This is a genomic window from Sphingobium amiense (assembly GCF_003967075.1).
Lineage (GTDB): Bacteria > Pseudomonadota > Alphaproteobacteria > Sphingomonadales > Sphingomonadaceae > Sphingobium > Sphingobium amiense.
In genome coordinates this window covers 1265576-1289913 of sequence record NZ_AP018664.1, presented here as the reverse complement: position 1 = coordinate 1289913, position 24338 = coordinate 1265576, and the positions used below count along the sequence as shown (strand labels likewise).

Below are 24338 nucleotides of genomic sequence, written 5' to 3'. Positions count from 1 at the left end.
CCCCGCTACCGGCGGCGCTCATTCCGACTGTTGCTATCAACGTCATCTGGCCGGACCCTGTTCCCCGATTCCAGCCAGCACTCAAAGGCTATCGGCGGTTCCAGGATGGGGCCATTAGGGCTTTTACGAATGCCGCCGGACTCAGACGACGTTCTCGGGTAACCTTCCCGAGCTCGCGATTGCGCGACAATATGCGGGTGAACCCAGGCGGATCAGCACCGGTAGACGCAATTTCCTGTACCTCGCATCAGTGTCATTTCACCCGGCGCTCAGCCCGATTGTCCCTCCGCCTCCGCGACGGCCTTGATCGTTCGCACGAAGCTGTCGGGATTGAGCGACATGGAATCGATACCCTCCGAAATCAGGAACGCCGCAAAGTCCGGATGGTTGCTCGGCCCCTGGCCGCATATGCCGATCTTGATGCCCGCCGCGTGCGCCTTGCGAATGGCTTCCGAGATCATGCGGGTGACGGCTTCGTCTCTTTCATCGAAGAGATTGGCCAGAATCCCGGAATCGCGGTCGACACCCAACACAAGCTGGGTGAGGTCGTTGGAGCCGATGGAAAATCCGTCGAAGCGCGTAGCGAACTGCTCGGCGAGAATGACGTTCGAGGGTATCTCGCACATCATGTAGATTTGCAGCCCATTCTCCCCGCGGCGCAAACCGTTCTCGGCCATCGCTTCGAGCACGCGATCCGCCTCGGCCGGCGTGCGGCAGAAGGGGACCATGACGATGACGTTCGAGAAGCCCAGTTCCTCCCGGACCCGCTTGAGCGCGCGGCATTCGAGAGCGAAGCCTTCGCGATACCGTTCATCGTAATAGCGCGAGGCGCCGCGGAAGCCGAGCATCGGATTCTCCTCATCCGGCTCGAAGGCGTCGCCGCCCACAAGGTGCGCATATTCGTTCGTTTTGAAATCGCTCAGGCGCACGATGGCGGGGTGCGGGTAATAGGGACTTGCAAGCTTCGCGATGCCGCGCGCGAGGACATCGACAAAAAACTCCGATGGGTCGGAATACCCCTTGGTCAGATCGCGTATTTGCCGTTGAGCTTCAGCGCTCACGCGATCCGGGTGAACCAGTGCCATCGGATGCACCTTGATATGCGCGTTGATGATGAACTCCATGCGCGCAAGGCCGACCCCTCGGGCAGGAAGCCGCCACCACTGGAATGCCGCCGCCGGGTTCGCGATATTGACCATGATGTCCGTCCGGGTGGCCGGCAGGGAGCCGATATCCACGTCCGTCACGGAAAAATCGAGTATGCTGGCGTAGATTGTTCCGACGTCACCGTCAGCGCAGCTGATCGTGATCTCGCTGTTCTCGGCAATGATCTCGGTCGCGTTTCCGGTGCCGACGATTGCGGGAACACCGAGTTCGCGGCTGACGATGGCAGCGTGGCTGGTGGTGCCGCCATGATTGGTCACGATCCCCGCCGCGCGTTTCATGACCGGAACCCAATCGGGGTCAGTCGTCTCAGTGATGAGAATAGACCCGTCCCGGAACTGGGCGATGTCGGCGGCGGTCCGGATGACACAAGCCTTGCCAGCAGCGATGGCTGTTCCCACCGCCGCGCCCGTCAATAGCGGGTCGCCTTTCTCCTTGAGGCGGTAATGCCGGAATGTCGAAGTGCTGGCCTGGGCCTGAACCGTTTCGGGACGCGCCTGGACGATGTAGAGTTCACCAGTCTCGCCGTCCTTCGCCCATTCCATGTCCATGGGACGCTGGTAATGGTCCTCGATTGCCACGGCCCACCGCGCGAGCTGGACGATATCGCTGTTATCGAGAACGAAGCTCTGACGCTCCTGCTCGGTTGTCTCGACGATCCTCGTACGGTGGCTTCCGCCTTCCCCATAGACCATGCGGAACGCCTTACCGCCCAACTCCTTGTCGATGATCGGTTCGGTCCCCGGCTGCGCGAGAAGCGGTTTGAATACGACATATCTGTCCGGGTTTACGCTCCCCTGGACGACGGTCTCGCCCAGCCCCCAGGCGGCGCTGATGACGATAGCATTTGGAAAGCCAGTTTCGGTATCGATCGAGAACATGACGCCCGATCCGCACAGGTCCGAGCGGACCATCTGCTGAATGCCGATCGACAGCGCAACCTCGAGATGATCGAAGCCTTTCGCATCGCGGTAACTGATCGCGCGATCGGTGAACAGCGAGGCGAAGCATCGACGACAGGCCGCCAGAAGTGCGGCCCGGCCCCGGACATTGAGGAAGGTTTCCTGCTGGCCCGCGAAGCTCGCATCCGGCAGATCTTCGGCGGTCGCGCTGCTGCGCACGGCAACGGCGGGACGCTCTGTGCCGGTACGCCGGCCAAGTTCCGCATAAGCGGACACAATCTCCTCGGCGATATGGGAGGGCATTTCCGCTTCCAGAAACAGACTCCTTATAGCCTGCCCCGCTTCCTGAAGGGTGCATCCGCCGGAGTGGAAGGCGGAGAGATGTTCCGTAATGCGGGGTGCAAGCTCATTGTCGTGAATGAACGCCCTGTAAGCGTCCGCAGTGGTGGCAAAGCCAGAGGGCACCTTCACGCCCTTCTGAGCGAGGGCCGCGGTCATCTCGCCTAAAGACGCGTTCTTGCCGCCTACGGCCTGCACATCAGCGATACCGATGTCTTCGAACCACAAAATCATCGGCTTGGACATAGCTCATCTCCAGCTTGCGTAAGGTGCCAGAGGCCGCCTCAAGGTTTCACCCAGCCACCTCTTTTGTGGTCACCATCACCGCGCCGACTGGCAACGTCACTACGTAAGGCTCCTGAGTGTATCGATGGACTTCGGCTCGATCATCAGATTGACCGGATCAGCTCCGGCCGGATGGCCCAAGATCGAGAGCAGGTTATGGGCAACACAAATGCATGATCGACGAACTGCGGGCGCGGGCGTAATACTCACCCTATCGCGCCATTGCCTGCCTGTCGTCAGTTTCACCGATCAGCAGATCGCAGGCCGTCCACCAAGCCTGCCAAGCTGTGCAAGTCCGCCAGCCCCATCGAAGGAGTACACTGACGTAAGAGGACGGCGAACGACGCATCGCTGAATTGGGGCGGAAGCTGCAAAGCGCAGGTGGCCAGCGCACGATCTTAGGTACGATCCCAGTGTTCGCTGAAAAGGGATGACCTCGGAGGGCAGATGCAGCGAACGGGCTGCCTGCCCAGCCTTGGAGTCCAGCGTTGAAAGCTATTCAACCGCTTGTATTCATCGCCCAAAACTACCTCACCAGGTTCCCGCGGCTTGCCGCAAACACGTCCGGGCCAAACCGCCGACGCATGTGGCTTGCGACCTTCTTCGCATAGGCGACCTGCCTCGCCTCGGTTGGGCTATGATAGACGCCAACCGCTTTCCAATAGTCTCCGGTCGCTTCCAGCCCGGACAGGAATATCCAGCGTGCCGCCTCGACATTAAAACAGGGATCGTAGCGCAGCCAATGACGGATCTGCTCCTGGGGTCGTTCGAGCAGTCGGGACATTTTCGGCACCCAGCTACTGTTGATCTGAAGCGGCCCGAGATCGTGGGTGCCGTTGGTATTCGCGATCTCCGCGCCCAGCCAGCCAGCCTCCTGTGTCCGCAAGCCCCAAAGCGTCTTTTCAAGCCAGGCACGCCCCCGCGCGGCGACGCGGATGCAACGGGCGATTTCGGCGACCTCACCAGGTGCAGCTTGCTTCGCCAGCACAGGAGCCGGCGTCAGTATGACGGACAGGATCGCTATACTGGTGAGCGCCCTTCCCGCTACCGAGGCCTGGAAAATCATTGATCGACACGCCCTCATTGCACTATCCGATCACGAAAATCGGAGGGGCCACGTCGAAGAAGATCGCGAGACGGCAGACCATCCGGCTCGAACGGAGCGCCGGTCAGCAGCGCAAGCAATCGCTGCCCGGAGACGATTTCGATGCCATCGGCGCTCGAACAGATCGTGCGGCTCATCCCGCCGGTGCGACCGGTGTGGATGAACATGCCGCGCCGCCGCCGCGCAGCGCAAAGCATGGCGAACTCACGCACATGTTCAGGCTTGATCGCATCGCGATACCGCTTCGCCTGGATCAGCCAGCGCCGGCCATCGATGATGACCTCCCCGTCGACGCCGCCGTCCCCGGTATAGCGGCGATTACGGATGACGCGGTGCCCGCGCTGCTCGAAGGCTTCGAGCAGTAATTCCTCGAACGCCAGCGGATCCATCGCGCGCAGCCGGGCATAGTGCAAGACGGCGGGCTGATCGCGATCCGGTCCGCGCAGCTGCTCGCACATCGTTCGAGCCTGTCGGCGTCGCCAGCGATGACGGATCGGAACGCGATAATGGCGGTATAGCAGGGCAACGAGGGCGGCGCAGGCGATCGCCATCAGCAAAAGTTCCATCATCTTCTCCTATCGGTCATGCCCGCCGCCACGATCGCCATGATCGTGCTGCGGCTGAGGTTGGGATTGGGGTTCTGGTTGGTGGACAGGCTCGCGCGTACCCGCGCGATCGGGCTCCGCCGGCGCGTGCTGACGGTCCCGTTCGATCGTGCCGCGCAGGAAGCGGTCGACCAGCGAGGCAGCCTCCTGCGCGCGGCCGGCGAGGATCTCGGCAAGACTGTTCGGGCGGGGTTCGGAGCGGCCCTGCCGTTTCCGCTCGCGCTGCTCCCGCTCGGCATTACGGGCGGCGCGCTCGCGGGCATTCTCCTCGCGGGAGCGGTCGTGCCGGTCCTTGTGGCGAAGTCCCCGCATCTTGTGGCTGTCGGCCCTGATCCGGCCGAGCCCTTCGAGCGACGAGGTCTTCTCGCCCGATCGCGAGGCGAGCTTTTCCGCGAGACGTTGCTGGCTCTCGGTCCAGAGCTTCACGCCATAGGCGGCGCGAGTGATGGCGGTGTAATAGTTCTGACCGTTGACGAGGCCGGATTCCACAGGCGCCAGCGCATAGACGCGGTCATAGGTCTTGGACTGCGACGAATAGACGGTTTCCGAATACCCATGATCCCAGGTCCGGTGGACCGAGAGATCGACCTGCTGGACGCGCTCGCCGCGGTCCCATCTGATCGTCGCGATATTGCCCTCGAGCGCCAGAACGGTGCCGCGTTCGGCATTCTTGACCTCGAGTTCCTTGTTGACCAGCCGCCACTGGATGCGGTCGCCCTGGGCAAGGTCGCGCTTCTCAGGCAGGAACACATTGACATGCGCCGCCTTGCCGAGGCCCGGACGCCATTCGATCTGGCGGCCATGCTCGTCGACCAGGCGCACGACCTGGCGGCCATGATTGTTCCGGCCGACCCCGACGACGCGATAGTCGGCGTCGCGTGCGATCCCCAGCCTGGGATTGTCGCGCGTGAACTTGAGCACCTGGCCCGCGCTGTAGAAGCGCGCCATCTGCTTTTCCTGGTCGGTCAGGCCGGACGGGGTCAGCACTTCGAGCCGATGGTCTTCGGCCGCGACGGTGCCCTCGCGTTTCAGGACTTCGCGGATATGGCTGTTGACGATCAGACGGGTCGCGTTGTCGAGGACGAGGATATTGGTTTCGCCCCGTATCTCCGGTTTGAGCCGGGTCCAATCGGCGACCATCGCCTTGGCGAGGTTCTCCGCGGTGTCGCCGGTGGTCACGCGATCCAGCGCGGCGAGCGACGCGGCATAGTCGCCCTTGCGCGCCATGTCCGCGGCCTCCTGCGTCGCGTCGGTCAGGTGGCGCCGCGACTCCTTGAGCTGGCTAGTCGGCAGCCCGAGTTGCTGGAGCAGCCAATAGGCCTTGCCCTGCTCGATCGCGCCCGTCTGCTTATTGTCGCCGAGGAATATGAGACGCGCGCCGGTCGCGCGGCTGATCTCCAGCACGCGCAGCGCCTGGCGGTTGCCGAGCTGGCCCGCCTCGTCGAGCGCGAGAATATGCCTGTCGGTAATGCCATAACCGCCGCTCGCGAGCAGCGAGGCGAGCGTGCGGGATTCGATGCCCGCCTTGTGCCCGAGTTCCGCCGCCGCCGAAGAGGTCGGTGCGAGCGCCACGGTGGTATAGTCGTCGCGGGTCGCATCGACCAACGCGGCGACCAGGGTGGATTTGCCTGCGCCGCCGACACCATGCACGCCGACCGCCCGGTTTGTACCGCTGCCGATGGCGATCAGCGCCGCGGTCTGTTCGGGCTTCAGCCTGGCGGCCGTCGCAGCCTCTTCCAGCCGTTCACGGGTGGCAACCGGCTTCGCATCGCCCATGGCCAGCGACAGATGCTCGGACAGGGCGAGTTCGAGTTTGGCGGTCCGGCGCGATGTCCGGCCGCGCGGAAGCGGCTGGTCGCCGGTCTGGCGCACCGTGACCAGCAGCTTGCCCTTGTTCTCCTGCGCATCGTAGAGCGGCCGCACGTCGCCCAGGCGGACCTCACCGACATGCGATGCGAGCGCGGTGCGATAGAGACGGCCTATATTGTTGACCGCCTCGCGCGTTTCATTCTGGCGGATGCCGAACAGAGCGGCGCGGCGGGCAACGCGCGGATCGGTCTCGATGGTTCGTTCACCCCGCTCCTGCGCCGCGGCCTGGAGCCTGTCGAGATCTTCACGATAGGGTTCAGCACGCACGCGCCATTGCTCGCGCAGGTCATCGAGGCCGATCGTCTCCTTGGCCTTTCGGGTCGCGAAGAAGGAGATCCGGCGCTGGGCCTGTCCCTCAAGCCCGTGCTCCGCGGCATGCTCGTTGATCTGCTCGGCGCGCTGCGAATAGTCACGGATAAGCTGGCCGGGCATGCCTTCGACCTCGAACAGCCCCTTACGCGGATCGAACACGATCTCATGCCCCAGCGCGCGCACGTCGCGGGCAATCTCGTTGCGATAGATCTGACCCATGACGAGCTGCTCGGCATACATCGAGCGCGTCTCGAGACTCGACATGCGGTCGCCATTGAGATGGTTGGTCATGTTGAGAATGACGACATGGGTATGGAGCTGCGGGTCGTGCTCGCGGCTGGCATATTCGGTGAAACGCGCGAACAGCAGCCGGCCCGTCGTCTCGTGGACGATCTCGCCGTCCACCCGGCGGCGCAGCTCGGCATGTTCCTCGGCATAGGCAAGCGCAACCCCGACCGCCCGCTCGTGCGCGGCAAGGATGCGCTCGTCGCCCGTGACCAGCGCCAGGATCGAGATCGACTTGGGCGCGCTGATCGTGAAATCCCAGCCGGGATGATGCTGGATGCCTTCCTTGCGCCGGCGACCGAGCTGCTGGTCGCCGACCTTGCCGGCGAGCAGTTCCTCGAACTGCTTGGGGTCGACAGGCCCGGACAGGCCGAGGCTGGCGGCGAGCTTGCCGCCCCATTCGGAGGGTTCGTTGCCGCCCTTGGTATAATAGTCGCCGATTGTATAGTAGCGGCCGATATTGGCGGGTGTCCCCTTGAGGCGGCGAGGATGGATCATGCCGGCTTCGCCTTCTCACGCGGGCCTTCGGAACGGCCATGGCTGTCGAGCCGCACACGGATCGTGCCGCGCGTCGCCCCCAACAAGGGGATGGGGGTGGCAACCCTGTTCTCCTCGTCGGGATGATCGTCGATCGGCGCTCCCTCGTCCGTCATGCCGGAATCGCTGTGGTCGGTGGGTCCGAACACCTCATCCTGCGGCACGGCGTCCTGGGGATCCGGCAGGCTGGGCGGCTCCTGGGTCGGCTCCCGCGCCGGCGGGGGATTGGCCTCGCCGGTAAAAAGATCGCCTTGCCCCGTTCCGGGAGACGGCGGCGTGTCCGGATGTCCCGGACCCTGCCCTCGCCTCGCGGCCTCCTCCCGCGCCTGGCGCGCGCGGCGCTCTGCCCACGCCTGGGAGATGATGGCCTTGCCGAGCGGCAGCCTTTTGGGGGGCTCGGTGCGTTCAACGAACGCGGCCGCGATCGAAGGCAGCGGATTGAAGCGATCGGTGAAACGGACGACGGGGAGATTGCGCCCGAAACGGAGGAAACCCGAAAGGTTCGGCAGATGGGTGACCTCGGTGTCCAGAACCAGCGGGCGGGTCACCTGCATGCGACTGAGGTTCACCCCGTCGCGCATGTCATTGACGCCGTAGCTCATCCCCTCGTTGGCTTCGACCTGCTCGACCCGGCCAAGGTTTTTGGAGATAAGTTCCGAGGTGTCGCTATCGTTCGCCCGGAGCGCGACCCAGGTCGAGCAGTAGCCGGTGATGGCCGCCGCATCCTCCTTGCCGTAGGTCGCGGTCAGCTGGGGATAGGACTGGAACCCCAATATGCCGCAGCCGCCATATTTGCGCGCACGGGCGAGGAAGTCGGATAGGCTGGGGAGCTTCTGGAGCGTCGGCAATTCGTCAATGACGCAATAGAGCCGCCGGTCGCGGTCGGGCGTGAGGCTCATGATCGCGCTGATCGCGATGTCGAGCCAGACCGTGATCAGGGGGCGCAGCGAAGGAAGCTGGTCGGCCTTGACGGTGACGAACAGCCAGCTGTCGTCCTTCTCGTCCTCGACCCAACGCCGGATCGAGAAGCCGTCCTCGGTATCGTCGAGATAGGCGAAGCTGCGCATGACCGAGGCAAGCTCGGCCTGGACGCCGGCCGAGGTGCGCTCTCCCTCGGCGGAGATGAAAGCGGCGGCATCGGTGCCCTTCACATAGGCGGCAAGATCGGCGAGCGGGGAACGCAGCACCCGATCAAGCAGGACCGAGATGAGCGTGTGCTTCTGCCGCGCGAGCTTGCGCAGGACGGCGACCAGCGTGCCGCGCGCGGCCTTGCTCCAGAACGGATCGCCATGTTTGTCGGGGATCGTAGATTCCGCGATCTGGTCGTAATGATACTCCCGCGGAACATCGACCCAGGGACTCCAGATGTCGGTGCGCTTGTCGAGCGGGTTGAGCAGGATGTCCCTGCCGGGGCGATAGAATTTCTCAACGAAGCTCCCGGCCGTGTCATAGACGATCGCCCGCTTACCCTGCTTGCGGATGCCTTCGAGCATGGTGGTGATGAGGTTGGTCTTGCCCGTTCCTGGAGCGCCGACCAGCAGGATATGTTCGGGCTCGAAGGCTTCCGGCACGGCGACGCCGCCGATTGTGAGCGCCCCCTTCTTCTGCCCCCGGAGCGCGCGCCGCACTTCCGAGGCCGTCCCGAAGCGGGCGCCGCGCAGATATTCGTTGGAGCCGAGCCCCTTCCCAGTTCTGGTAAAATAGAACCAGGCACTGACCAGTCCGAAGAGGGCGACCACACCGGCAATGGCCGCCCCGTGGATGAGGTCCTTTTCGAGTTTGTGGAGCGCCTGCTTCGCGACACCGGAGTCGGCGAGGGTGTCGGCCGAGGTCCAGTATTGGCGCCCGTCGGGGGTGCGGAACAGCACCGGGTCATTGGTCCCCGGCGCCGCATCCGCCTTGATGGTCGCCTCCACCAGCTTGGCGAGGACGAAGCGCTGATAGTCGGTCGACTTTTCGAACGCATACCAGCAGGTCCCCATCAACCAGAGGATCAGCCCGGCCAGCACGGTCTGGAAAAAGACCTGGGTGGTCATGCGGACATTGTGGACGATCGCCTGCCCGCCCCGCGTCCAGCTCCCCAACGTGTCGTTGCGGAAGATGCTCATGGCCGGCCCCTCCCCCGAACGGCTGGCGGTGCGCTACGGCATGCCCCCGGATTTGGGATGGCCCTGACCGGCAGGGAATAATCGCAGGCAATCGCGCGGCCGGACGGGAAGCCCGCCGAGGGGGAACGCGAGGCCGGGCATGTGTCCGCGAGGTGGGGATCCGCGCGCCGGGTCATGGCTGTTCGTCCGGTGAGAGCAGCCCCTTTTCGAGGAGCAGCGCCCTGGCGTCGGCCATGCCCTGTTCGAGCGTCTCGGGCGACCGGCGTCGCACCGATGCCGCGAGGATAGAGAGCGTCTGCAGGACGCAGGAGAGGATTTCGTCCTGCGTCGTGTAGACGTAGCCGCCGCGGGGATCGGCGGTCTGGTCGATCGCGGGGCGGAGGAGTTCGGCGACGCTGACGCCGACTTTACGGGCACGGCGCTGCAGCCGCTCGTAAAGGGCATCGTCGATCCGGATTGTGACCCTTGCCAAGGTGATGCTCCGACTGGAGCTTCGACAAGGAGGTCACGACGCACAGCAACTATAGCGCAGACAAGCGACGATCACAATAAAATCAGCGTGGCGGACGTGTCTGCCAGCCGGAAACGGCGGAATTGCGGGGCTTTTTCGGGCAATAGTACTGAGGCGGCAGACGCGTCAGCCAAATAACGTGAAATCTGGCTGACGCGTCTGCCAACGGAAACCATTGATTATAGGGCAGTTTCAGGCCACAGCACCCGTGCGTACGGTGCATTACAAACCGCGAAGCGCGTGCGTCGCTTGCCCGCAGCAACGGAGTTGCTGCGTCATCCCTACCGCTGCCGGGCGCACCCATTGCGGTGGTGGTCGATGTGGGGAGATAGGTCGCGCTATGCGGTGGGGTCGCTTGTGGCGCGGGTGCGCCTGTGCGACAAGGATCGCGTGACGAGCGGGCCAGCCTGAGAAGGAAACTGGTCATGCCTAAAATGTCTGAACGCGATAGGCTCGCTGATCTGGAAGATCGCGAGAAGAGGATTGCGGTCGAGAAGGCTGCGCTACGCAAGCGGCTACGCGATCGCTATGCGGCAATGGTGACGGCGCTGCCGGTCGAGCAATTGACGGAACGCGAGTTCCGGGACGTGCTGGGCCATGTGTTGCGGTTGGGCGGCGCTGCCGCGCTGGCTGCGCTCAAGGGGGCGTCGGGTGCCTCCGATGCTTCCCATTCGGGGAAAGCGCCAGCCGCGCCAAGGCCCGCAAAGGGGGATGACGGTGGGGCGCTCGGCCCTTCGGTGGGGGCGTGAACCTGTCGGCCCTTCCCCTTTTGGTTCTTCCCGCCGCCGCGCCGTCAGGCGCGGCGGCGGCCGGGGGCACGACAAAAGGCCAGCGCGCGGGGATGCGCGCCAGCCTTGGCGGGTCTCGTGTGATGGGTAGCGCGGCGCTGGGGGAAGCGCCGCGCCGTTTGGTTTCAGGCGCTGCGCCGTGCTTGCCTGAACGTGTCCCCCTCGCCGTTCTGCGGCTTGCGGGATGCGGGGGCATCCTTGGGCTTGCGGAAAGCATGGATGGGAACGCCTTGTTTCCGCATGGTCTGATAGAGATTGGCTTGGATGCCGGACCCTTCGCAAAGGACGGCTTCCACCGGCTCAAGCTCGCCCATCTTGCGGTTTCGCTGATAGGGAGCCTTGCGCCCGCCTCCATAGAGGCCATAAGCGACAACGGGGACGCCTTCCCGCGCTGCCCATGCCGCCGCGATGGCGTCCGCCCCTTTCCGCTGCCCGGTGGTAACAAGCGTCATATGCGGAACGCGGGCCTTGATCTCTGTCAGCTTCGCCCAAAGCGGTTCCCATTCGTCCCAGATGGCGGGGCCGGAAAAGATGACGACGGGGCCTTGCGGCTGGTGCTTCTCGCGCTTGGCAAGGGCGCGTTCCTGCAAGAAATCCAGCGCATTGATATAGCTTGCGGTGGTGACGGATGACGCCTTGCTGCCCTTGGTCGGTGCCCATGCGCGACGCCAGCAAGCGCGATACATGGCGGCGGCATAGTCGCGCATCGTTTCGATGGCGGCGCGCTGTTCCGCAAGCGAGCGGCATTGAAGCTGGGTATCCTCAAGGTCTTTGTTGAATACCTCGCCCGGTTCCATGCACCGCGTCATATCGCGGATTTTGTCGGCTAGGCGATCCTCCCGGCGCTCCACCGTTCCAGCGACAAAATGGAAGCTGTTGACGATACCCCAAGCAATATCCGGGGCGAGCGGGTCAAGCCGCGTGTCCGTCAAGAGGCAATAAAGCGACGTGATAAGTTCGCCGCAAACCTTCTGCGCGGTGAACGGTTCGGGCATCTCATGTTCGCCCGGTTCGTCGCCGTGTTCGATGATGGACAGCGGCAACGGATCGCCAAAGGATGCTTCAAAAGCGGGGGTTGCGGTTTCCTCCGCGATAAGTTCCGGCAGGTCGGCAAATGTGCTAACGGCCTTCTTAGCTGACTTCTTCGTCATGGGTCTGACTCCTGATGGCAGGATGATCGGTTAGGGTCCGGGGAAGCGTTGCTGCGCTCCCCCGGCCCGTCTTGGTCCGGTTCCTAGACTCTCACCTCGTCGTCAAAATCGGATGCGGCCCCTTGGCTGGACAGTCCGCCGCTTCCATCGGCGGTGCTGTCACCGAAACCGTAGTCATCGCCACGGTTGCCGGAAGGCGCATTGTCGCGGGGGGTGCGAATGGCGGGGCCGAAATCGTCGCGCTCCTGCCTGCGCCATGCCACCCGATAGCCTTCCTCCACCGAGCCGAAAAGCGCGATGGGCAGGGCTTCGGGCATCGACGGGTCATCAACATGGCCTTGCAGGAAAACCTCGCCGGTTTTCTTGGCGACGGCTTCCCAAAGCGCGCCGACCTGAACGACACGGCCCCCGACATTGGGCGCGATGATCTCATAAGCCGGGGCCAGTTCGTTTTCGCTTTCCACCGGGCGCAAGGCCAGCTTGGGCAGGTCGATTGCGCGGGTGGCAATCCATCCGATGATGCGGCCCTTGTTAAGGTTAAACTCACCGATATTCATAGCCTTTACTCCAAACGATGCTTCCGGGGCCAATCCCCATCTGCACCTATACTTATACCCCCTCCCCTTTTTCGAGTATATTCTATTGTTTTCTTGACAGTATTTCATCGCATTTGGTGAGCCAGAGCCAATAATACGGACGCGGTAGCGTCTCGAACAAAGAAAAATATGGCGAAGCCATTCCTTCCTGATCAGCGGAGGACGCGACGGTGGCCGTCTGTCATCGCATTCGGAGCCGCCGTCGCCGGGGCTCAAGGGTCAGGGCTGGTCGGGGCAAGCAAGGGACGTCGCGCTGCGGCCTTTAGAAAAGCTTGGAGTAGAAGGGGCCTGCCGACCGCTTACCCCAAGCGACAACGTCGGCAGGCCCCTTCTACTCCTAGGTTTTCTTGGCCGGAGGCAGCCCTTGCTTGCCCCGACCAGCCCTGGCACGCCGAGACCCTGCGAGGCGGCGCAGAATGTGATGACAGACATCGTGCGACGCTGATTGCGGGCCGAGGCGTCCTCGCCGAGGTCCGCGGCGACGGTGCCGCAAGCGCGACGTTTGAGGAAGGAAACAGAGCGTGCCTCTGGGGATGCTACGCCGGCCCGAGCCAGAGAACGTCGAGGAGGCTGGGGCTCGCCTTGCGTCCCTCGACGACGACGACTGCGTCCACCAGCGGCGGGAAATCCTGCGCGCCATTGAGGCGCCAGACGTGGCCATCCTCCATATCGAGGAGGAAACCGCGCTCGGTTCGACGCAGGCGTCCCCGGAGACGCAGGGGTGCGACCGTCCCGATCACGGCGCGGGATGCCGGCCGATCGGGGCGGCCCATGCGGAAGACGGATTCATGACCGCGTTCCCGTTGCGAGGATCATTTCCATTGTGACTATGTTTGCCCTATGTTCCAGTGATGGATGAAAGGACTTTCCCCATGATCGCGGACTATCTCGCCACCTTCGATTTCAACCTGTCGCTGATCGATGCGGTCAACGACCCCGACATCGCGGATGTGCGCAGCCAGATCGCCGCCCTCGCGCTCGGGGAAGATCTCGACAGCGGCTACTATGCGACCCAGGAACTGGCTGAGGCCTTTCTGGAGGCGGCCCGCGAAGCCAATGCCGAGATCACCGATCCCCATAGCCCCGCGCGGGAGAAGCTGGTGGATATCCTCGACAGCGGTCCACCCTATCAGCGTAACCTGTTCGACGCGGTAGCCACGTTGCCGTTGGCGGACGCTGCGAGCCATCTCGCCTGGCTTACGGGTGTAATGCGTGATCGCGCGGACATGTATCGGCCGGTCGAGGCGGCGCGTCTATCGACACGCTGAAGACCCCGCACCCACCTGCGGCATCCGGTAATTTCGCTCGGAACCGACTGGCAGTTGCTGCCCGGTTGGTTTAGAGGAGCGTGTCCGCCGGTGGCGGGCCGGAGAGTCGAAACTCCGAACAATAGAGTCGGCGCATGCCTTGCGGCCGGATTGCCTGTATTATGTCCAGGCTCCGGCTAAAGATCAGGCACGCGTTCTATTGTTCGCGTCTTTCGACCGTCCGGCTCAGGGGCCGGCATCCTCCTCCGGGGAGGGTGCCCGCCGACTGAGCGCGACGGGACGGAGAAGCACACATGACAGACGAAGAGCCAAGGCTGGAAAACGCCATCAAGCACATGGAGGCGGCACTTGAGTGCCTCGTCGACCCCAAGGACCAGGTGGTGGCGATAAGGCTTTCGCACGCACTTGACCTCGCACGGGAGCGATTGCTCGAAAGAACCTGAGGAAGGATATCCTTCCCCCAACTGGTCAGGATAGCGCCAGTGTCGTGGGATCATCCTCCCACGGATTGAATATGGCCGCACCGCTGTGACGCACATCCTTGACGTTGCGGGTCACGAGATAAAGCCGGTGCTCGATCGCGGTGGCCGCCAGCATCGTGTCGACAACGCTCGGTGTATGGCCCGTGCCTAGCTTGACGTCGCCGGAGATTGCTCCCCATCGCCGGATGATCGCGTCATCAAGGGACAGAATGCGACCTTTGAAACGCGCTTCGAGTGCATCGCGAGCCCCGATATAGCGTGACCGCTCAGAATGGTCGGCAGGTATGGCGTGGATGCCCTTGTCATATTCACCGAGCGTCAGGATGCTGAGGAACAGCGCTTCTTCGGGCTGCTCCGACGCCCATGTCTTCACGCTCGGCGCGCCGCCCGGATTGATGAGCGCGGCAATCACATTGGTGTCGAGAAGCCAGCCGATCACAAGACGATATCCCGTCCGCTATCGCGTTCGCGTGTCAGATCGACGCCGTCGAGGTGCAGTCCTTCGAGAAAGGCGACGAGCGGCTTCTTACGCTCGGGCGGCAGCAACCTTTCGAGTTCGTCGGCGCTGATGATAACGACGGCATCCTTGCCGCGGACCGTGACGCGTTGCGGCCCTTCGCTGCGGGCCAGGCGAACGACCTCGCTGAACCGCGCCTTGGCGTCTTCGAGCTTCCATCCGCGCGCCGCTGGTGGAAGCCTGGAACCACCTTTGCGTGCGGGGCCGTCACCGGCCCGTTTGGGTGTAGTCATGAGAATTCTCCATCTGACCAGCTAGTCAGATATAATGGCCCAGCTGTATCGGCGCAAGCTCGATCCGGCATCGGCGGGTCCCGTGCGTCATGCTGGCCTGATCCAATCGCGGGCGGGTGCCCATCCGAGAATGTCACTGCCGCTGTCGCCGACGGCCTCGCCCGATATGTCCCGCCAGGGCGATCGAGGCCGATAGACCGGCATATAGCGGGCGGTGAGCACTTCGAACGTAGAGCAGATATAGCCGCTGAGACGGATGGCAAGAACGGGCCGATCGTCGTCCGGAAGGCCTGTGAAGACCGAAAGGAAGCCGGGCGGGATCGGGAACAGCGTGCTTTCGATCATGGCGCGGGCAAGCCGCGTCTCCAGTTCGCCCGCTTCGGAGCCCCAGGGATGAGCATCGATGTCGAAGCGATCGACGGCATCCGGCGACGGGCGGATCGAGAATTCACCAGACCAGCAGCGACTGTCCGGGTTCAACGCGGGGACCTCTGCCTTGGCGGCGTTATTGCCCGTATCGGCACGAAACCAATCCGCCATCGCCGGCGTAAGCTGGCCGGTCAGGGCCCATGCCTTGATAGGGTCCGGATCGCGCTCGGGAAATTCGACAAGCCACCATTCGGCGCGATGATGGAGAATCACGCCATAGCAATGACGCTCGGCCGAATTGGATTCGGGACACTGGGTCACGGATACCTCCTTTTTGCGGGCTTGAAGGCCGCAATTGCCCCCATCGGCACAGCCAGGCCGTGCGGCGACGGTGATCGGTGGTTGCAACCGCGCGTCGTTCACGCCAATCTGGCGGTCAATCTTGTGAATTCGCAGCGACAGGCGTAATCGGAGCGTCTCGGACCTGTGAAAAACGGGCGGTCGCCTATCGCCGCTTTGAAAAAGAAACAAAGTGCTCCGACAGGGATGCTCGTGATGAACCTGCCTATCGTGTATCAGCCGCATGCCGTTTCTGATGACGGCGCAATGAGCTTCATGCTCTTTATGGCGGATGCCTGGGCCAAGATGCAGCCGAAGAAGCTAACGCTCGCAGATATGGACGAGTATTGGAACTTCTGTCGGGATGACGAGGTGAGGCGGGCGAGGAGATGATTCGATCGATGGGCAAGACCCTGCGTGGCGTCCTCGACCTTATAGGCCGGTGAGTTCTTCGCACACCGCATAGGTCAGCGACCGAGGCTAAATTCACCAGGACCTGCGTTACTACGTGGCGCTATAGGTTTCAGCCGCCCACTGCGCGACCCACCCTTCGGTGATTTGCTCGTGCGCGATCTCCCCTTGTTCGATCAAAGTGCGGATTTCCGCCCGGGCGAGATCGAGTGCTCTGTCCCATGCGTTTCCGGCCGAAAGCGCAGGTTTCGTGAGCGGCAGATGATGCTGGAATGCGGCGTCGCCCCCGTCGAGCCGGGCCTGCTGCCGGCGTTGCCATCGCTCCATATGACCGGCAACGAACTCGTCGGTCTTCGAAAAGCCTTCGCGCCACGCCTCGATCCGCGCGGCCAGAGAATAGGCGCAGGAATCGAGGCTGGCGATGCGATGCGCAAGCGGCCGCAAATAATGGAGGGCTGTTCCCTTCACACCGAAAAGGTGGAAGCGGAGCGCAGGGTCTGCGTCCCGGTCGAGCCGGCTTAGCACCGCGAGAAGCCCATCAGGACCGGACACCGTGCGGCGGCACATGGAGCCGATACCGACAACCATGCCTGGCCGAAGGATACCGGCAATGCCGTCGAGGCATCGCAGATAGTCGTCGGGATGCCGTCCCTGGATGACGGGCATGAACCGGGCATCGATTCCGCGATCGGCGGCTCTTGCATGACAGGCATGATTGAGCGCGATGGTGCGCGAGATACGGTCGAGGACTTCGTCGCGGTCGCGGGCAATTTCCTCTTCGGTGCACAGGTCGAGGCTCGCGAAGCGCCGAAATGGGTAGCTTGCGGCCAGTTCGATATAGTCATCGGCCGTCCAGGGCAGCCCGCGGTAGCGATGAGCGACGACAAAGCCGGCGGAGTCGAGGTCGATCGACACCAGGCGCGAGGCATTGGCCAGCGAACGCAGGTTCCAGCCCGCCCAGCGCGCATAGCCCTCGCGGCGATCCCATCGCGACAGCGCGTTCGCTGAAATGAGGACCGGATAGCGCATCTCGATCGCGCGCTGGAGAAGCGGGCCACGATTGAGATGCGGGAGGCCGACGATGATCTCTATGTTCATGCTGGCCTCCGCGACGTCACGCTTCTCAAGCGAAGGGTCGGTGAGACGAAAGACGGTTACGCTTGCGGGAGCCGGAAATCCTCCTGCCCTTCTAGAACCAGCTATTGCAAAGGTTGCAACGACTCCACCAGTAACCGTGCTTGTCGCCGACCTTATAGGCGTTGATGTTGAACCGCTTGCCTGTGGGGCTCGTGGGATCATCGTAGCACTCGGCTGCGCCGCAGTTGGGGCAGGTAATGCTGTCGATTACGACGATTTCGGGGATGTTCGTGGTTTGCTGGCTGCTGGACATGGTTGGTGAACTCCCAGATGAAACTCATCCACCAACCACCCCCTTTCCCCCTGTGGAGAGCGCGAAGGGCGCCATGTTGCCGCCCTGTTGTTGCACCAGTCTGTCGCGCCAATGAGCGGGCCGATATGGGGCCGGGTTAGCCCAACCCGGTCACCAGCGCATGGGCATCGGCTTCGCAGGCCGCCGCTCCAAGCCAGACGGAACTGCCATCGCGGCGTCCGGCATAGAGTCCGAAGAACTGCGGCGCGACACCCACCGTTTCGGCGGACATGCGGGCGCGCGAGTCCTGCACCAGGCCGACGATATCGACGTGGCCATTCCAGTCGACAGGCAGGGGCAGCAAGGGACTGAATGCCTGGTTCTTCGAGAGCCCCTCGGACCATTCGGGATGATGATCGTCGAGAAAGGCGGCCACGATGCGGAATGCGCCGCTGTGGTCATTATGGATCGCCTCCAGCAGCGGAGGCATCGCGAGCAGCTCGTCCATCATGCTCCGCACATAGATTTTGAAGACAGGATCCTGCCGCCGGCTTCGTTTGGCGGTAGCGAGTGCCGTCTGGAGTTCGAAGAGTTGGGCGCGGGCGTGTGCGAGCGGCGTTCCGGTTGTCAGGTCGGGTTGATCGAAGATGTTCCCGAAGCGCCCGCCCGTCGGTGCCGTGCAGGTCTGTTCGAAGATCGTTACCGACAGCGCGTCCCAGCCCGCGGTCGATATGGCTTCCGGATTGGTATAGAAGTCGGGTTCCATGCCGGACAATTGATCGAGGGCATCGACCCTTATCCGGGCATTGGCGATCCGACACGAACCTGCTTTGATATCCTTTTCAAGCGCGATCTGGAGTTCGATTGCGGGAAGCGCGATACGCCGCGGACCATTGGCGGGGTCATGAGGAAAAAGGCCACGCCTTTCGATCAGCTGGTCGATCTGCGATGCGTCGCGTTCATCGGAGCGTTCCTCGAACATGTCGGCGGCAAGGGTATGCCAGACGGAAAGCGTGAATGTGTCGAACGGAACGATCTGGCGCGCGGCCATGCAGTCGTCCTCGCTTTCCATATATTCGACCCAGAGATCCCCTTCACCAAGGGCGTCGTTTTCAGGGTCATAGGCAAGCCTGCGCGCAACCATCAGCTCGTTGCTGGACAGCGCGACAAGATCGGCGGACGGCTGGGAGGAAGTGTCGACGGCGGGTTCGGTCGCGGGACCGGATGGCTGATGGATGGGCATGGGTTGTTCCTTATGGAGATCGGAGGATCCATGATGGCCCCTCGCCCATCACCTCCTTCCTCCTCTTCTGCGGTCCAGACCCGCTAGAAAATGCGTCTGGCGGCAAGCTCGTCCGACAGGCGCATGGCGGGTTTCCCAAAGTGTGGTTGCTGTGCGTGATCTCGCTCATCGTATCGAACGGGTGGAAGGACAATCTACAGGTCCGACCGGCGCCAGACATTCTTGGCGCTATCGGCGTGAAAGGCTGCGAGGCCCTGTCCATCCAGTTCGGCCTCGACGCAGCAGGCAAGATCGCCGGTCTCGCCGATGCCGGGCCGCTCATAGACATAGAGGTCGAACAGTGCCGTGCCGTTGGCGAGCGTATGACGCTCACGGATGCGCGACCAGGGATGTGTCGTGTGCAGATCGGTATCTTCCCAGTCGGGATCGTCGGTGATCGCACGAATGTTGAGGCCAGCGGCGCCGGTGGCGAGGTTGACGCGTTCGGCAATCTCGATTGCGAAGCGACGGGCGGAACTATGCCGCCGTGCAATCTGTTCGGCGGTCGAACGAAGCTGGCGGATATCATTGGCCGTCAGCCGGACGGTGGCTTGCATGTCGAAGCTCCTTCAGTTCGCGGGGATGTCCCAGCGCATTGCTGCTCGTCCCTATCGGTCGGGAAGCGTGATCGTGACGCCTGCGAGGAAACCGCTTTCGTCGACGGCCACGCCTTCGGGCAGCGCACCCATGCGGAGGAAGTTCGCGATGCCATTCTCTTTCAGGGCGCGCGTCACCATGGCGAGGAACAGGTCGCTGTTCGCATAGGCTCCGAATTTTCGTGAGCGGCGAAAGGCGTTCATATCGCAGAGGTGGCGCGCGATGCTGGGGATCTTGATCCGGCGATACGCGATGGTGTCGTCCGTGTAATAGATCGTCACGATTTTCGCCCGGAACTGGATGGTGAGCATAAGAACCTCGCAAGAAATGGCGGGATTGCGTCCAACGATGGACCGTCAGCGATCAGGAAACGCCGGCGTTGAACCGCTCGAGCCAGCTTCCGATGGTCGGGAGTTGATCGGGCGGCAGCCTCGCCACGACGTCGAGGAAGCCGATGAGATCGGTGGACGCTTAGGCAACGATATGATCGAACTCGTCGGGATCGAGCAGGCGCCGGTCGCAGATGAACTTCGTCATCGAGCCGGGCCGCACCTCCCATTCGCGAAGACTTTGCGTCGAGGAGTGCCAGAGTCATTCGCAGCTGCGCTAGCGTGGCGCCGCCCGGGTCAGACCTATGCGGAAATCCGCTTCAGCATGTCCGCCGGCGTCAGGATCGTAATCGCTGGCAATCCCTGAATGTCCAGCAAATCCCTGTCGCCACTCACAAGCCAACGGGCCGATCCGGCAATGGCGGCGCGGATGAACATATCATCATCCGGATCTCGGCTGCTGACCGGAAGAGCATCGTCATTCAGTTCCACCCAGTCGGCGATTGCACTGAAATCGTGTAGAATCTGATTTCGACGCTCGATGGTCAGATATCTGTCGAATTTCGGACGCCAAAGACGGGAACGAAATTCCTCGAAAGTGGCCTCGGCGAAGATCAGCCGGGCATGGGCGATCACCCAGAGCGTCACCCTTGCGGGGGTCGAATCTGCTGAAAGCGCGGCGCTGATGAGGACATTCGTATCGATAACGAACCTGTCACCCTTCATCGGACAGCAGACGCTCCAGTTCGCTATCGGTAAGGCCCTTCTTCGCGGCCTCGTTGGCGGTTTCGCGTAGCGTGCTGGCGAGCCTGTCCGCGTAGAACGCCCGCATGGCTGCATAGTCTTCCGGGGAAACCATCACACCCACAACCCGATTGCGGCGGGTTACGCGCACCGGCTCGCGCTGTACGCGGTCGATAAGTTCGCCGAAGCGGGTCTTGGCTTCGTTGGCGGTGATGGTCTGCATAGCTGCCTCCATTCGACCGAATTGATCGAATCGTTCGATTCACTATCTAAGAAGGAGAAGCCTGTCTTTCAAGCGGTCTGTGCGCCGGCGCTTGCGCGCGCGCCGTGCATGACGGCGCTACCAGCAGTCCGAAAAATCGGGAGCCAGCTGATAGGCGCTGTCCCTACCCGCGACGGCAATATGTCGATGTCAGAAGAGGGCATGATCACACTCCATCGCTATGGATAGATGACGCCAAAAACGCCATCCGTTCCGCATCGCTGGCGAGGGTGACGAAACGGTCTTCAGGGCGAAGATAGACGACGACATACCGCCCGCGCTCGCATAGTCGCCGGATGTTGGCGCGACTGCCCTGACTCGCTCCGTCCCATATGACGAATCCGACACCGGCGAGGCGGCACATTTCCCGATCTTTTGCGCTATGGAAGGCGCGCGTGCCCGCAGGAGCATCTGCTCGGATCTGCCGGACCGGCCATATGCCGATATTGTGCCGGGGGACGGAACCTCCGCAGAAGATCGTGACGTGACGCACACCGCAATCGGCAAGAAATCGTTGGACGGCCGCATCCGCGCCAGGGGCGTCGCCGATCACGACGGGTAACTCCTTGTCGATGACGGCGCCGAGCCGCTTCATTACGCTGGCCGGAAGCTGTCGGATGGAGAGCGATCCGGAGATGAATATGGGCGGCGTGGATACGCGATGGTATGTGGCAGAATCGCTGGCGGTCATGGCAAGCTCCCAGGGAAGTTCACCGCCAGCCCCTCCTACTCCCCTCCTTGCGGGCCCTTTCGCAATGGCCGATCCTGTGGTCCCCTCCGAGGGCGCGCGCATATCTTGCCGGCGCGATCCCGTCATTCTCGATGTTGCGCGATGATCCGTCGGGCGAGCACCTCGATTTCCTGACGATCGGCGGTTTGCGTGCAATCGCCCGGATAGACGATGAGATCGTCCGCCGCCGCGCTGCCCTTGCTGATGTATATCCGCCAGACATTCCGGCGAATTTCTGCCTGCTCACGCGCTTCGGTCAGAGGATTTAACAGGTCCGCCCACTGGCGCCGGTCGGGGTCATCGGAGAGATCGGTCCAGTCACTCAACATCCCCCAAACGGTATAGCCGTCGATCTGGGCATGATGCTCGCGCGTTGCACGCCGCTCGGCCTCGCGTTTCGGTGCGTCGCGTCTTGCCTTGGCCTCCGCCTGTTTCCAGCGGACCGACGACAGACCCTGTTCGAGGCCCTGGATGACGCCGGCCGCCACGGCTTCCTGTCGCTTGGGCACGATATAAGAGTGGTGCGCGGCCGCAATCTGTTCAGCGCCGTATCGCGCGAGCGCAAGCAATGCCTGCAGTTCGGTCTTGCTGAGAGTGACCCGAAGGCCGCTCGCCATCGCGTGCGTTTTCATGGGCGGCGTTCCTTGTGCCAGGGTTTGAGGCCCGCGAGCGGGAGCTTGTATTCCCGCGCGGTGTGATGACGCTCCTCGGAAAAGAAGCCCCAATGGCCGGTCGATGAATATCGCAGGAAGAAGAGCTTCTCGTTTTCCTCGGTCCTGATCCACATACCCGGCTCGATCGGGTATCGATCGGCAGCGTTCATTGGCGCCTCCTCGACGATAGGATTTGTCTCAGGCGACGTGCAGAACGAGATTTTCGTCCCTCGCCGGCCGGGTCTCCGTGACGCGGAACGGCTGGAGCGGGCTGCCGGTGCGGATGACATACTGGTTGCGGCCGGTGGCGCTGCGGCGCTGAATCGCGCAGGCATATGCGTGCTCGGCGCTCGCCAAACGCTCGCGAAGGGGAGAGAGTTGGGCCATGATATCCTCCATGATGTTGAGGTGAGGCAGCTTTGCTGCCCGGTAGGCAGGCATAGCCGATGCGGGATCAGCCTTGTCGGGACGGGCCTTCCTGATCGTCGGAGGCAACCGGGCGACCGATGCTGTCGATCACGATGCGAGCCGATTTCTCCCAACCGGCCTGATCGAGGATATCGGCGGCTTCCATCCTGGCAGCATCGAGTTCGCTCTGGGTAGAAACGAGCGCTACTCGCCTGAGCGCGCTAAGCGCCAAGTGCATCTCGATCATGGGGAGACCGCCTCCACGGCGATGCGGAAGGCGGAATGATCGTCCAGAACGAGGTAGATTTGCGTGCCCATTTCGATCTCGCAGATCGCGAGGCTGTCGATATTGGCGCTGGTTCCGTAAACTTCCGAGATCACATGCCGCGGGCGGTCATTGGCACAATCGCCGCCCTCGTCACACTTTTGGGCATGGGTTTCCAGCAGCTCGGAGATCAGAGCAGCAATCGTGCTGGAGCGGGTCGGATTGTCGCTGCCGCTGTCGGTCCTGTCGATTACCTCGCGCAGAATCGGCGTCAGCGCGTCATTGATCTGGAAAAGCAGATCCGACCTTTCACTATCGCGAAGACCGTCCAGCACAGTGTCGGGAATGAGGTCGTTGACCGCATGGGTAGCGTCATCGACCAGCGCGTCGAATTGATCGTCGTTCATCGAAAATCTCCTTCGCGGGCGCGACCGGACGCGGCGCACGAGGTGTCCGGTGCTATGTCGGGGATGGACGGATTGTTGGCGGCCTCAGAGCCGCTTCATCATCCTGGCCCGGACGCTCTCGATCCATTGCGCCGGGTTGCTATGGTGGTCGAGGCACTCCTGCGATCGCGCGAATACCCTCTCGGTATCCGGCTCGATCATATCGAGCGCGTCGCCATATTCGGGGTGATGCGCGCCTTTAGGCTCGGCGCTTATGATCCCAGGCTCGCCGCGATCTGCGATGAAGAGCGGATATCGGTTTTCCAACAGCACAAGCGTAACCTCGACCGAGCTATCCTCGATCTGGAGGCAGGGCGGGCTTTCACCCGGATCGAAGATCATGCGAATGCATTCCCCGATGTCGGGATCGTCCTCGGTCCCGTACATCTCCTCGAAGTCGCCCTGATCGGCTGTGCCGTTCTGCTCCTCGTAGGTCCCGTATGCGTGCTGCCAGAGCTCCTTGGCGTCGAACACCTCGACATGGAGGGTGACGCGTGCGTTGATGCGTTCCGCCATGATCATGCTCCTGCCCGCAAGGTTTGCAGCGTCTCCTTCATGAGCCACCGGGTCGAGCCGCCGAATATCTCGGTATCGGTGACGACATAGTAGCCGCCTCCGAAACCGTCAGCGATGTCCTTGTCGGCCACCTCCGCCCATTGAAAGCCGAACGGCAGCGCGGATTTGCAGACTTTCTGGATCAGCGATGCGAGGGCCGGAACGTCGGCTTCATGGCCGCTGATGAACGCGAACTGTGTCTTGGCCTCCGGGTCGCCTTGAATGATGAGATCGGCATCGAACTCGGGAAAGCCCGGATCCGACCAGAGATCGAGAAAGTCCGCGAAAGGATCTTCCTCCTCCGGTTTGTTCGGGAAGGTGTTCCTGAATCCCTCGCTAAGCGACGCGTAATAGGTCTTCACCGCTTGCATCCCGTTAGACGAGAGTTCGGCGAAGTCGCTGGACAGTTGGGTCGATACGGCGAAGCATTCCTTGAGCAGGATTGCTTCCTGCGGCATCAGCGGAATGGCGAACGCCGTTTGCAGATAGTGATTGGCCATCTTTCAGCTCCTGGATGGAAAG

31 protein-coding genes are annotated in these 24338 nt (G+C 62.7%); 4 read left to right on the top strand and 27 right to left on the bottom strand.

The window, feature by feature from the left end:
- Window positions 1–269: 269 nt before the first annotated feature.
- The 6 genes from ppsA to SAMIE_RS06170 all read right to left on the bottom strand — a co-directional run bounded on the left by ppsA (window position 270) and on the right by SAMIE_RS06170 (window position 9983).
- On the bottom strand, window positions 270–2651 hold the full coding sequence (gene ppsA, locus SAMIE_RS06195; RefSeq protein ID WP_030090317.1) for a phosphoenolpyruvate synthase: 2382 nt from the start codon (window positions 2649–2651) through the stop codon (window positions 270–272).
- A gap of 565 nt (window positions 2652–3216) precedes the next feature.
- A complete protein-coding gene (locus SAMIE_RS06190) occupies window positions 3217–3756 on the bottom strand; it encodes a lytic transglycosylase domain-containing protein (RefSeq protein ID WP_013846858.1) in 540 nt (179 codons plus the stop codon).
- A 14-nt stretch (window positions 3757–3770) separates the two neighbouring features.
- On the bottom strand, window positions 3771–4364 hold the full coding sequence (locus SAMIE_RS06185; RefSeq protein WP_231746298.1) for a restriction endonuclease: 594 nt from the start codon (window positions 4362–4364) through the stop codon (window positions 3771–3773).
- 6 nt (window positions 4365–4370) lie between these two features.
- Window positions 4371–7364: a MobF family relaxase gene (gene mobF, locus SAMIE_RS06180; protein ID WP_013846860.1), complete on the bottom strand. Its 2994-nt coding sequence runs from the start codon at window positions 7362–7364 to the stop codon at window positions 4371–4373.
- Complete coding sequence (locus SAMIE_RS06175; RefSeq protein WP_013846861.1) at window positions 7361–9511, bottom strand: type IV secretion system DNA-binding domain-containing protein; 2151 nt, start codon at window positions 9509–9511, stop codon at window positions 7361–7363. The genes mobF and SAMIE_RS06175 overlap by 4 nt, the downstream gene beginning before the upstream one ends.
- A gap of 172 nt (window positions 9512–9683) precedes the next feature.
- Window positions 9684–9983: a ribbon-helix-helix domain-containing protein gene (locus SAMIE_RS06170; RefSeq protein ID WP_013846862.1), complete on the bottom strand. Its 300-nt coding sequence runs from the start codon at window positions 9981–9983 to the stop codon at window positions 9684–9686.
- A gap of 464 nt (window positions 9984–10447) precedes the next feature.
- On the opposite strand from SAMIE_RS06170, the gene SAMIE_RS06165 reads away from it, so the two are divergent.
- Window positions 10448–10771, top strand: a complete 324-nt coding sequence (locus SAMIE_RS06165) for a hypothetical protein (protein WP_013846863.1) — start codon at window positions 10448–10450, stop codon at window positions 10769–10771.
- A 164-nt stretch (window positions 10772–10935) separates the two neighbouring features.
- Here SAMIE_RS06165 and SAMIE_RS06160 read toward each other — a convergent pair whose 3' ends face one another.
- The 3 genes from SAMIE_RS06160 to SAMIE_RS06150 all read right to left on the bottom strand — a co-directional run bounded on the left by SAMIE_RS06160 (window position 10936) and on the right by SAMIE_RS06150 (window position 13297).
- A complete protein-coding gene (locus tag SAMIE_RS06160; protein ID WP_013846864.1) occupies window positions 10936–11961 on the bottom strand; it encodes an SLOG family protein in 1026 nt (341 codons plus the stop codon).
- Window positions 11962–12044: 83 nt separating this feature from the next.
- Complete coding sequence (locus SAMIE_RS06155) at window positions 12045–12518, bottom strand: DUF736 domain-containing protein (RefSeq protein WP_030538182.1); 474 nt, start codon at window positions 12516–12518, stop codon at window positions 12045–12047.
- A 575-nt stretch (window positions 12519–13093) separates the two neighbouring features.
- Window positions 13094–13297, bottom strand: coding sequence for a DUF5818 domain-containing protein (locus SAMIE_RS06150; RefSeq protein ID WP_126516759.1), 204 nt, complete (start codon window positions 13295–13297; stop codon window positions 13094–13096).
- Between the two features lie 132 nt (window positions 13298–13429).
- Here SAMIE_RS06150 and SAMIE_RS06145 point away from each other — a divergent pair, with 132 nt between their 5' ends.
- Window positions 13430–13825 (top strand): hypothetical protein, encoded by a 396-nt coding sequence (locus SAMIE_RS06145; protein ID WP_013846867.1) that lies wholly within the window; start codon window positions 13430–13432, stop codon window positions 13823–13825.
- Between the two features lie 293 nt (window positions 13826–14118).
- Entirely contained in the window at window positions 14119–14268 is a 150-nt protein-coding gene (locus tag SAMIE_RS23310; RefSeq protein WP_013846868.1) for a hypothetical protein, read from the top strand.
- A gap of 25 nt (window positions 14269–14293) precedes the next feature.
- Here SAMIE_RS23310 and SAMIE_RS06140 read toward each other — a convergent pair whose 3' ends face one another.
- From SAMIE_RS06140 to SAMIE_RS06130, 3 genes are all read right to left on the bottom strand, one after another.
- On the bottom strand, window positions 14294–14746 hold the full coding sequence (locus tag SAMIE_RS06140) for a type II toxin-antitoxin system VapC family toxin (protein WP_013846869.1): 453 nt from the start codon (window positions 14744–14746) through the stop codon (window positions 14294–14296).
- Window positions 14743–15057, bottom strand: coding sequence for a type II toxin-antitoxin system Phd/YefM family antitoxin (locus tag SAMIE_RS06135; RefSeq protein ID WP_013846870.1), 315 nt, complete (start codon window positions 15055–15057; stop codon window positions 14743–14745). Before SAMIE_RS06135 ends, SAMIE_RS06140 begins: the two co-directional genes overlap by 4 nt.
- 87 nt (window positions 15058–15144) lie before the next feature.
- Window positions 15145–15747, bottom strand: a complete 603-nt coding sequence (locus SAMIE_RS06130) for a hypothetical protein (protein ID WP_013846871.1) — start codon at window positions 15745–15747, stop codon at window positions 15145–15147.
- Window positions 15748–15978: 231 nt separating this feature from the next.
- Between SAMIE_RS06130 and SAMIE_RS23305 the strand changes: the two genes are divergently transcribed.
- Window positions 15979–16158 (top strand): hypothetical protein, encoded by a 180-nt coding sequence (locus SAMIE_RS23305; RefSeq protein WP_158511166.1) that lies wholly within the window; start codon window positions 15979–15981, stop codon window positions 16156–16158.
- Window positions 16159–16269: 111 nt separating this feature from the next.
- Here SAMIE_RS23305 and SAMIE_RS06125 read toward each other — a convergent pair whose 3' ends face one another.
- From SAMIE_RS06125 to SAMIE_RS06055, 15 genes are all read right to left on the bottom strand, one after another.
- The gene (locus SAMIE_RS06125; RefSeq protein WP_013846873.1) at window positions 16270–17274 is read right to left on the bottom strand and encodes a deazapurine DNA modification protein DpdA family protein; all 1005 of its coding nucleotides are present in this window, start codon (window positions 17272–17274) and stop codon (window positions 16270–16272) included.
- A 91-nt stretch (window positions 17275–17365) separates the two neighbouring features.
- Window positions 17366–17566: a hypothetical protein gene (locus tag SAMIE_RS23300; RefSeq protein ID WP_013846874.1), complete on the bottom strand. Its 201-nt coding sequence runs from the start codon at window positions 17564–17566 to the stop codon at window positions 17366–17368.
- Between the two features lie 136 nt (window positions 17567–17702).
- Window positions 17703–18788 (bottom strand): hypothetical protein, encoded by a 1086-nt coding sequence (locus SAMIE_RS06115; RefSeq protein WP_013846875.1) that lies wholly within the window; start codon window positions 18786–18788, stop codon window positions 17703–17705.
- Window positions 18789–18982: 194 nt separating this feature from the next.
- Window positions 18983–19384 carry a hypothetical protein gene (locus tag SAMIE_RS06110; protein WP_030538185.1) on the bottom strand — a complete coding sequence of 134 codons (402 nt, stop codon included), beginning with the start codon at window positions 19382–19384 and terminating at the stop codon, window positions 18983–18985.
- 51 nt (window positions 19385–19435) lie between these two features.
- Entirely contained in the window at window positions 19436–19735 is a 300-nt protein-coding gene (locus SAMIE_RS06105) for a hypothetical protein (RefSeq protein WP_013846876.1), read from the bottom strand.
- A gap of 321 nt (window positions 19736–20056) precedes the next feature.
- A complete protein-coding gene (locus tag SAMIE_RS06100; RefSeq protein WP_013846877.1) occupies window positions 20057–20479 on the bottom strand; it encodes a putative toxin-antitoxin system toxin component, PIN family in 423 nt (140 codons plus the stop codon).
- Window positions 20469–20720 carry a type II toxin-antitoxin system prevent-host-death family antitoxin gene (locus SAMIE_RS06095; protein WP_013846878.1) on the bottom strand — a complete coding sequence of 84 codons (252 nt, stop codon included), beginning with the start codon at window positions 20718–20720 and terminating at the stop codon, window positions 20469–20471. Before SAMIE_RS06095 ends, SAMIE_RS06100 begins: the two co-directional genes overlap by 11 nt.
- A 205-nt stretch (window positions 20721–20925) precedes the next feature.
- Window positions 20926–21450, bottom strand: coding sequence for a hypothetical protein (locus SAMIE_RS06090; RefSeq protein ID WP_119034652.1), 525 nt, complete (start codon window positions 21448–21450; stop codon window positions 20926–20928).
- A 122-nt stretch (window positions 21451–21572) separates the two neighbouring features.
- Window positions 21573–22121, bottom strand: coding sequence for a hypothetical protein (locus tag SAMIE_RS06085; RefSeq protein ID WP_013846880.1), 549 nt, complete (start codon window positions 22119–22121; stop codon window positions 21573–21575).
- Complete coding sequence (locus SAMIE_RS06080) at window positions 22118–22312, bottom strand: hypothetical protein (RefSeq protein ID WP_013846881.1); 195 nt, start codon at window positions 22310–22312, stop codon at window positions 22118–22120. The genes SAMIE_RS06085 and SAMIE_RS06080 overlap by 4 nt, the downstream gene beginning before the upstream one ends.
- A 28-nt stretch (window positions 22313–22340) precedes the next feature.
- Window positions 22341–22583, bottom strand: a complete 243-nt coding sequence (locus SAMIE_RS06075) for a hypothetical protein (RefSeq protein ID WP_232037383.1) — start codon at window positions 22581–22583, stop codon at window positions 22341–22343.
- Window positions 22584–22596: 13 nt separating this feature from the next.
- Window positions 22597–22797, bottom strand: a complete 201-nt coding sequence (locus tag SAMIE_RS06070) for a hypothetical protein (protein ID WP_013846883.1) — start codon at window positions 22795–22797, stop codon at window positions 22597–22599.
- Window positions 22794–23222, bottom strand: a complete 429-nt coding sequence (locus SAMIE_RS06065; RefSeq protein ID WP_013846884.1) for a hypothetical protein — start codon at window positions 23220–23222, stop codon at window positions 22794–22796. Before SAMIE_RS06065 ends, SAMIE_RS06070 begins: the two co-directional genes overlap by 4 nt.
- A gap of 84 nt (window positions 23223–23306) precedes the next feature.
- Window positions 23307–23777, bottom strand: coding sequence for a hypothetical protein (locus SAMIE_RS06060; protein ID WP_013846885.1), 471 nt, complete (start codon window positions 23775–23777; stop codon window positions 23307–23309).
- A 2-nt stretch (window positions 23778–23779) separates the two neighbouring features.
- A complete protein-coding gene (locus SAMIE_RS06055) occupies window positions 23780–24316 on the bottom strand; it encodes a hypothetical protein (RefSeq protein ID WP_013846886.1) in 537 nt (178 codons plus the stop codon).
- Window positions 24317–24338: the final 22 nt, after the last annotated feature.

Excerpts from the sequence above, each read along its gene's own strand:
- SAMIE_RS06060 (WP_013846885.1), bottom strand. The coding sequence starts at position 23,777 with ATGGCGGAACGCATCAACGCACGCGTCACCCTCCATGTCGAGGTGTTC.
- SAMIE_RS06145 (WP_013846867.1), top strand. The coding sequence starts at position 13,430 with ATGATCGCGGACTATCTCGCCACCTTCGATTTCAACCTGTCGCTGATC.
- SAMIE_RS06100 (WP_013846877.1), bottom strand. The coding sequence starts at position 20,479 with ATGAAGGGTGACAGGTTCGTTATCGATACGAATGTCCTCATCAGCGCC.
- SAMIE_RS06185 (WP_231746298.1), bottom strand. The coding sequence starts at position 4,364 with ATGATGGAACTTTTGCTGATGGCGATCGCCTGCGCCGCCCTCGTTGCC.
- SAMIE_RS06115 (WP_013846875.1), bottom strand. The coding sequence starts at position 18,788 with ATGCCCATCCATCAGCCATCCGGTCCCGCGACCGAACCCGCCGTCGAC.
- mobF (WP_013846860.1), bottom strand. The coding sequence starts at position 7,364 with ATGATCCATCCTCGCCGCCTCAAGGGGACACCCGCCAATATCGGCCGC.
- SAMIE_RS06105 (WP_013846876.1), bottom strand. The coding sequence starts at position 19,735 with ATGCTCACCATCCAGTTCCGGGCGAAAATCGTGACGATCTATTACACG.
- SAMIE_RS06090 (WP_119034652.1), bottom strand. The coding sequence starts at position 21,450 with ATGACCGCCAGCGATTCTGCCACATACCATCGCGTATCCACGCCGCCC.
- SAMIE_RS06125 (WP_013846873.1), bottom strand. The coding sequence starts at position 17,274 with ATGAACATAGAGATCATCGTCGGCCTCCCGCATCTCAATCGTGGCCCG.
- ppsA (WP_030090317.1), bottom strand. The coding sequence starts at position 2,651 with ATGTCCAAGCCGATGATTTTGTGGTTCGAAGACATCGGTATCGCTGAT.
- SAMIE_RS06160 (WP_013846864.1), bottom strand. The coding sequence starts at position 11,961 with ATGACGAAGAAGTCAGCTAAGAAGGCCGTTAGCACATTTGCCGACCTG.
- SAMIE_RS23300 (WP_013846874.1), bottom strand. The coding sequence starts at position 17,566 with ATGTCCAGCAGCCAGCAAACCACGAACATCCCCGAAATCGTCGTAATC.
- SAMIE_RS06110 (WP_030538185.1), bottom strand. The coding sequence starts at position 19,384 with ATGCAAGCCACCGTCCGGCTGACGGCCAATGATATCCGCCAGCTTCGT.
- SAMIE_RS06075 (WP_232037383.1), bottom strand. The coding sequence starts at position 22,583 with ATGCCTGCCTACCGGGCAGCAAAGCTGCCTCACCTCAACATCATGGAG.
- SAMIE_RS06080 (WP_013846881.1), bottom strand. The coding sequence starts at position 22,312 with ATGAACGCTGCCGATCGATACCCGATCGAGCCGGGTATGTGGATCAGG.
- SAMIE_RS23310 (WP_013846868.1), top strand. The coding sequence starts at position 14,119 with ATGACAGACGAAGAGCCAAGGCTGGAAAACGCCATCAAGCACATGGAG.
- SAMIE_RS06190 (WP_013846858.1), bottom strand. The coding sequence starts at position 3,756 with ATGATTTTCCAGGCCTCGGTAGCGGGAAGGGCGCTCACCAGTATAGCG.
- SAMIE_RS06135 (WP_013846870.1), bottom strand. The coding sequence starts at position 15,057 with ATGACTACACCCAAACGGGCCGGTGACGGCCCCGCACGCAAAGGTGGT.
- SAMIE_RS06175 (WP_013846861.1), bottom strand. The coding sequence starts at position 9,511 with ATGAGCATCTTCCGCAACGACACGTTGGGGAGCTGGACGCGGGGCGGG.
- SAMIE_RS06070 (WP_013846883.1), bottom strand. The coding sequence starts at position 22,797 with ATGATCGAGATGCACTTGGCGCTTAGCGCGCTCAGGCGAGTAGCGCTC.
- SAMIE_RS06095 (WP_013846878.1), bottom strand. The coding sequence starts at position 20,720 with ATGCAGACCATCACCGCCAACGAAGCCAAGACCCGCTTCGGCGAACTT.
- SAMIE_RS06065 (WP_013846884.1), bottom strand. The coding sequence starts at position 23,222 with ATGAACGACGATCAATTCGACGCGCTGGTCGATGACGCTACCCATGCG.
- SAMIE_RS06055 (WP_013846886.1), bottom strand. The coding sequence starts at position 24,316 with ATGGCCAATCACTATCTGCAAACGGCGTTCGCCATTCCGCTGATGCCG.
- SAMIE_RS06155 (WP_030538182.1), bottom strand. The coding sequence starts at position 12,518 with ATGAATATCGGTGAGTTTAACCTTAACAAGGGCCGCATCATCGGATGG.
- SAMIE_RS06165 (WP_013846863.1), top strand. The coding sequence starts at position 10,448 with ATGCCTAAAATGTCTGAACGCGATAGGCTCGCTGATCTGGAAGATCGC.
- SAMIE_RS06085 (WP_013846880.1), bottom strand. The coding sequence starts at position 22,121 with ATGAAAACGCACGCGATGGCGAGCGGCCTTCGGGTCACTCTCAGCAAG.